This window comes from Paenibacillus sp. P4_A7, from assembly GCF_056402455.1.
In genome coordinates this window covers 1-7,528 of record NZ_JBFUHJ010000269.1, presented here as the reverse complement: position 1 = coordinate 7,528, position 7,528 = coordinate 1, and the positions used below count along the sequence as shown (strand labels likewise).

Below are 7,528 nucleotides of genomic sequence, written 5' to 3'. Positions count from 1 at the left end.
CTGCAACAACGGCCAAATCAATAAACCGATTAGTGCAATTAGAATCATTTTTAGATTTATTTTATATTCCATTTCACTCATCCTCCCAAAAATATCGCACATCAATGAAAAAAAAGATAAGAGGAGACGTAGATATCCTCCTATCTTTCACCTAAAGTTACTTGACCACTGACCAGCTACTGTATTATTTTTTGGGCAATTACCGCAAGATCTGCGATGTCGATTCTCCCATCTCCACTCAGATCCAAATACTTCACTTGTTGCCAATCCGGACTGCTTGTGTTTTTGCTGTAATGGGCCGCAAGTACTGCCAGATCACCAATGGACACTTTCCCATCATGGTTGAAATCCCCTGGGAGTCCAGCAGTAACCTGAATGCTCAGGGAAGCCAGTGCCGCTGTGTATTCATTTCCTTGGGCATCACCAAGCAAAGCGCTCGTAATCGAGATATCACTTGATGCCGTTTGTGAAACATTTTTTGCTTTAAAGGTTAGCTCAACAAGGTCCGCATCACCTATGACAGCATGCCCTGCACCCTCACTAGCTAGAATCAAACGAAGTTTTACACCCCGCGTATCCTGCACGGTTTTAACAATGCTTACCCCGTCTCTAATGGATTTAGCAGATACAAATTCCATAACAGCAGGATCATATTCGAAATTGATGTCTTGCGCATAAACACTTTGGGTAACGCCGTTTAATCCATAGTTAACTTTAAATTGGGTGCCTGAAGGAATAGAGCTTACCCCTGTAGTTAGGGTACTTTTTATTCCTGTCGTTTCAGAGAATCCTGCATCCAGGGCATATAATCTGCCTTCGCCCGCTGCAAAACTGGAGGATAAGACTCCGGTCGTGCTGTTGTAATTCGTATTGACCTCATCTCCAGTGCTTTTGGATACTTCATTCACAGAGTCGGGTTTAGAAGGCAGCGAAAATGATACCGTACGTGATTGTTCCGTATCCCGATTCACTACCATCACATATTTGCGACCGCTTTCATTCGTAAATGCACTGACCACCATAGGCTGACTCCTATCCGTTGGCTGCCAGAAGAAATTGGCAGGGAGCTCCTTAGTACCTTTCGGCAGCGTTCCCGTATGATAAACAGCGTCCGATTTAAGACCAAGCAGTGTTGGACCAAGCTTGAGTACCTCGGCGTTCAAGTTCTTTACCCAGGTATAGGAATCGTTTCTTGAACCATCGCGGTTAATTAGTCCGTCGTGGAAAGTTTCAAACCCTGCGCCAGGAGGTGTGTTATAGGTAAAATATGTGAGTCCCTTAACCCCATAGGCGAGGTTCGTATAGATCTGATATCTTATTTCATCCTCATTCGGCTTGCGGATCATCCCGTTAATGCCAACGGATTGGATGACCGACCACAAATCTACATCGCCACGCAGTGATTCGCGTCTAAAAAGCTCCTGAATAACAAAATACTTATCAGCAAGCGACCCGTCGGCTAAAAACGGATAGACATCAAACGATAACACATCAGGTTCTTTATCCACCCATGAGCGTACATATTCCTCAGCGCCTAAGTCCTTATCGTTAATCTCTATCCAGAAGTTACCACCCACTAATGTACCACCTATAGTTCCAACTCCATTAGGGTCTACAATATAGTTGCCCCATATTTTAGTGTCCATATCCCCGGTAACTGTCAATTCCAGATAATAAGTCGTATTCGGTTCAACAGCCATAGAGTCAAAGAGGAATGCAGGCGAATGGGTTGCCGGACGCGTTAAGTGCTTACTTTCGCCGATTTTCACTGTTTTGTCCGGCGAATCCCATACCGTTAAGGTTGCAGCGCTCCACACAACATTGTCCAGGCTCAATTTTATAGAATGAATAGCGGTTTCATCATCGCCTGTTTTAAACGTTTGCCCCAGTGCATTCCCGGYAGTAATGAAGCCGCCATAGGTCTGATAGACCCAAATGCCCCCCGCCTGCAAATTTACATAAACCTTATGATCCGGATCGTACTCTTTGATTTTATCTGACGTTGCTTTCAACGTGGGGAGTAAATTGAATACGGGTTCATCATAAAGATTGTATCCCATTAGCGCAGGCTTTGACTTGTAATGGCTCGTCCATTTAGCGAGGAAATCGTCGGAGGGTCGATCAGTTGGAGTAATAGCAAATTTAGGATCGAAGAAGTAACTTATGAAATACAAGTCTTTATTGGACTCCATATTGTTAACATAGGCCTTTCCCCCGCTATAAACGTCGGAACTAGTTGCCCGAAGATCGATGCTCTCCGTACTGTTTGAAGTCAATTCCATGTAATAGCTGGTGTTTGGTTGAACTGGAACTGGCACTTTCAGGGTAAACAGAGGATAATCCTTGGTTAGACGTACGTTAGGCACCGCGGTACCTAGCAGTTTCGTCTTCGATGGATTGTCGTACAGGCTGAACGTTAACTGCGCGTCAGAAGGCCAATTTAGAGTTTCAAACGAAAAGGTTGCTGCGCTCTTATTTGCATCAGCCGTTGTCGTGAAGGTTTGGCCAACTGGGTGATCTGCCGTTACAGAGAGGCTGCTATCCTTGACTTCCTGCGTGATCAATTCGGCCTTTTCCCAGCGTATGGCAGCATCACTTACAAGGATCTTAAGCCCATGGTCGGCCGCTATATCCAGTACTCTATCGTTGTCGCCCATCCATTCAAGTAAATTCGTTTGGACGATGTAATTCACATTCATTTCTTTAATTTCAGCATATTTGGCATCGGTAACCATCTCCGGTCCCGGGCCATAGTAGATTCCAATCGGGAATTCAGGCGTAGTAGCAAAGACTGTGGAATTGAAGCCTAAAACAACAATCACCATAACAGCAAATGAACGAACAAACTTGTGATAAAGATTCATTTGATACCCTCCCATAGTTTTGATAAACAACAATAAATTATCTACCTAAATTCGTTGAAATTATGATCGGCTCTTCCCTGGTCTCCTCTCCTCCAGCTTACTTTCTAGCCTACGATTTAAGTATATGAACCTGCATCGCGGAATTAAATATGCACTTAGCTACTTTGATATACATCTGATTACCTATACTGCTATCGGGTAACGCCGCAAGTTGCCCGATAGCAGTATAAGTCAAGCCTCCGTTTTATTCCTTTACGCTGCCCAGCACAATTCCCTTTACAAAAAAACGCTGTAAAAATGGATACACAATCAAAATCGGAAATGCCGCAACGAAAATTTGTGCCGCCCGACTCGTTCGATTGTTCATAAGCGCCAACAATTCCGCATCCCTAGGTGTCAGGTAAGCCGCATCCATCTTGATAATGATGGTCTGCAGAAAGCTTTGCAGCGGATAATTCTCTGTACGATTTGATAGAATGAGACCGTCAAACCAACTATTCCAGTGGCCGACAACGGCAAACAGCAGAATTGTCGCGAGCGCGGGCATAGAAAGCGGTACGTAAATCCGCCAAAGCACGATGAATTGTCCGGCACCGTCCATCTTTGCAGACTCTTCAAGCTCCTTGGGTAAGCCACGGAAAAAGTTAAGCAGCACGATTACATTAAAGATGGGGACAGCAGAAGGAACAATAAGCGCCCAGATCGTATCTATTAGTCCGGTCTCTCTGATAACCATGTACCACGGAATCAATCCACCGCTAAACAACATCGTAAAGACAAAATACCATGCATACAGCGTTCTCCCCCGAAATTGGCGATTTTCCTTCGATAGCGGGTAAGCGATAAGGATCGTGAGAAGCATGTTGAGGGACACACCGAACAAAACCCGTTTGATCGAGATCCAGAAAGCTACCAAATACTCCTTTTTCCCAAACACATTCTCATAAGCCGCAGTCGTCCAATCAACGGGCCAAAGCATCACTTTACCTGCAGTTACAGCGGATGCGGAACTGAATGATATGGCCAGAATATGGAGCAGAGGAAAGACACAAGCAACAGCCAAGAGCAGCAATAAGCAAACATTAATTATAGAAAATAGAAGATAACCGCCTGACATTTTATGGACCACTTTATTCCCCCCTAAGCAAACGCTGTTCTAAAAGATTCGATAATTGACCAAACKGTATGCCAAGAAATAAGACAACGAAATTAACAATAACGAAATGACGGACTTAAACAAGCCGATTGCCGTCGCTATTCCATACTGTGCTTTTAGGATTCCGATACGGAACACGTACGTATCAATAATATCCCCGGTCTCGTATACCGGTGTGCTGTACAAATTAAATACCTGATCGAAGCCTGCATTAAGAATGTTTCCCAGACTAAGCGTGCTAAGCAGTACAATGATAGGTAGCATACCAGGCAAAGTGATGTGCCACGTCTGCCGCCAGCGGTTCGCTCCATCAATTTCTCCTGCTTCATACAGTACCGGATTGATGCTTGTCAGAGCAGCCAAATAAACGATAGTGCTGAAGCCTAATTCCTTCCAAACATCAGATATGACCAGTGTAAAACGAAACCACCGATTATCACCAAGAAAGAAAATCGGATCTACGCCGAACAACCMCAATAATTTATTAGCAATCCCCTGAGAGGGGGACAAGATATCGATAAGAATACCGCCCAATATGATCCACGATAAAAAGTGAGGCAAATACACCAGTGTCTGAATCGTTCGTTTGAATGCTGAAATACGAACCTCGTTAAGCAAAAGGGATACGACAATCGGTGCAATTAATCCGATCACGATCTTCATCAAAGCAATGATAATCGTATTGCGAATGATTTGTGAAGTATCTGGGAGGGACAAGATGAATTTGAAGTTATCCAGCCCGATCCATGGCGACCCCAAAATACCTTTGGATGGTAAAAACTTTTTGAATGCGATAATCAGACCGACCATCGGGCCGTAGCTGTAAACGAGTACAAGCAGAAAACCAGGTAAAATCATAAGATGCAGCGGCCAATTTTCTTTCCATGTTCTGATAGTCATTTATCAATTCTCCTTTCCTTGGAGTTCTCCTCATGCAACTCCCCTTAAAATTCGGATGAGTGAGAGGAATCCCAAAGGAATTCTTCTCACTCATCCGAATTGTTATTCTCCTTGCATTTACTTCATTTTATTGTACCAATCATTCACTTCCTGGGTAATCTTATCCCCACCTAATTTGTTCCATTCAATGACGAACTTGTCGAACTCATCTATGGAAACACTGCCCATGATGATCTTTGTGAATAATTCCTGTTCTTTAGTTTTTAATAAATCGCCCCGTTCGGTGATAGCTGGGGTTACTGGACCAAAAAATTCGTCGAAGTGATACCGATCCTGCTTAAAGTATTCATACATTCCAGCAAGAGATCCGCCTTCGCCAGCAATTTTGCTTTGTAACCATAAGGAAGTATCACCCTCCTCATATTTTTTGATCTGATTATATCGATTTTTTAGATCGCCACTCCAAGCAATTGCAGAAGGATCATTCGTTTTTAATGCTTTTGGTAAATGCTCCCCGCCTTGGATATAAACATCCTGCAGGAAGGTAACAATTGGATTGATACCCCAGAACTCCTTGCCGGTATCCTTCAAATCTTTACCGTAATCATAGACAGTAAGTGGGTCTCCATCTTCAAGKATACCTCCGGTTAATAATCCGGTCCAATGATTCAGTAATTTGAAAACGGCATCCGGATTTTTCGCCTTTTTATTAATGACATAGAACGAGCCGACAGATGCGGATACTTGTGTCTTGCCGGGTTGATCATCAATGGAAGGAATAAGGTACACTCCCCAGTCCTGCGTCACTTTATTATCCTTTACGACAGCATTTTGCATGACGGCACTAAGCCAGAACTCTCCGAACATCATGCCCAGACGATTGTTTGCCACCATTTCCATACTTTTCTCAATGTCATTCACAGCAGCCTCGGGATCAATCTGTCCAGCCTTATAGAGATCCTGAAGTTGCTTTAATGCAGTCTTAACCTCCGGCTGTAAACTTCCATAAACCAATTTGCCCGACTCGTCTTTCAACCATTGCGTAGGATAAGCATGATATCCATTTAGAAAACCAATTGGTGTGCCTATATTATCTTTGTGCATTCCCATTCCGAATACTTTGCCTTTACCGCCTGAATCTCTCGTCGCAAATGCCGCAGAGATTTTCAGCAAATCCTGCATCGTCTTGGGCTCTGGCAGATTCATTTCCTGCAGCCAGTCTTTGCGCAACCAAACGAATTGTGCACTGTTGTATGGACTGCTCGTTTGCGGAATAGCCATTAGCTTCCCACCGAATGTAGCAGTCTTCAACTGATTACCGCCATCTGCTGTTAATGTCTTTTTCGTTGTTTCACTCGCGTACTTCTGGTACGCATCCGATAAATCCATAACCATGTCGGATTCGATCAACTGTGGCAGATCTGCGGCCGTTACTAGGAAGAAATCCGGCAGGTCGTTGGAGGCGATGCTGATCTTTAGTTTTGCATCATATTCTTTACTGTCCACTGCCCAATCGTTTTTGATTATAATCCCCAGATCCTTTTCATAGGCATCGTAGATCGCATTCTTGTCGATTGTTTCATCTGGATGAAAAAACATAGAGCCGGTTTTACCCCTAAAAGTTGTTACCGTAATCGGAGGATCGTATTTTGCATTCATATCAACTGGTTTCGCCGACTCTATTGGTTTCGTCGAATCTATCGGTTTCAGCGACTCCATATTATTCGGCTTGTCCCCTTCTAATTTGGTACATGCCGTCACCAACAGCAGCACCAAAATCATACATGAAAGCGTGAACCTTTTTGTCATACTAGATACCATTCCTTTTCCCCCTACATTCATTTATTGATTCGATTACCACAATTTAAGTATATAGTCGGACTTGGGTGTTCCTCTATATGCATTCCGATACTTTTATATGCGATTGTATACTTCTTCACAAATCCCGATATTCCTGAGGCGTCATATTCATTTGTTTTTTACCTACGACAGCATGATTAGCTAGCGGGGATTTTCAATCATTTGTCGAAGGTGTATAGGTCAGTATTTATTGAAGGAGATGACCTAAATGCTTGAGAAAAATAGATTGAGTGCCGCACCAAGAGTTTACTTTAGACCTGAGTTTCAAAACTGTCCGCAATGCTAGACAAAATTGCGTAGAACCCATACAGCTTGAAAAAAAAAAAAAAATGGTACCAGTGTATATTCCGGTAGGTGTGTTCACTTCTGTTTTTACCGTAAACCAGATTGCTTGATTATTTCCGTCTTGCACACGGATCGATCCATGCAGGTTCATATATGGCGAATACGGAATCAATGCATCCGGATACCAGCCTGGCTCATAGGCACTATTAGACTTGCTGGTCGTTTTTACATAATGCTGTACAAGAACCTCTGCCTGGCTTGCCGATATAGTTGCACTGCCCGAGGTTAATTCCGATATCTCAGTGTTTGTGATGTTGACATAGCCGTTTTGGGCCGTGAGTAGTACCTGTCCGCTCTGATATTCACACTTAGCCATCTCCAGATTAACGGTAGTTGACGAAAGCGGAGCAGCATCCCGTTGCAAGTTCATGATGCTCGGTGYCGTCCAAACGCTGTATGTGCC

At 43.6% G+C, this 7,528-nt stretch carries 4 protein-coding genes and 1 pseudogene; all 5 read right to left on the bottom strand.

The window, feature by feature from the left end; all coding sequences use genetic code 11:
• Window positions 1–176 precede the first annotated feature (176 nt).
• A complete protein-coding gene (locus AC1DWN_RS23225; protein WP_477561273.1) occupies window positions 177–2,864 on the bottom strand; it encodes a cohesin domain-containing protein in 2,688 nt (895 codons plus the stop codon).
• Between the two features lie 244 nt (window positions 2,865–3,108).
• Entirely contained in the window at window positions 3,109–3,993 is an 885-nt protein-coding gene (locus tag AC1DWN_RS23220) for a carbohydrate ABC transporter permease (RefSeq protein ID WP_477561272.1), read from the bottom strand.
• Between the two features lie 27 nt (window positions 3,994–4,020).
• Window positions 4,021–4,920 (bottom strand): ABC transporter permease, encoded by a 900-nt coding sequence (locus AC1DWN_RS23215; protein ID WP_477561271.1) that lies wholly within the window; start codon window positions 4,918–4,920, stop codon window positions 4,021–4,023.
• 117 nt (window positions 4,921–5,037) lie between these two features.
• Complete coding sequence (locus tag AC1DWN_RS23210; protein ID WP_477561270.1) at window positions 5,038–6,741, bottom strand: extracellular solute-binding protein; 1,704 nt, start codon at window positions 6,739–6,741, stop codon at window positions 5,038–5,040.
• Between the two features lie 226 nt (window positions 6,742–6,967).
• Window positions 6,968–7,528, bottom strand: a pseudogene (locus AC1DWN_RS23205) (hypothetical protein); the annotation flags it as partial.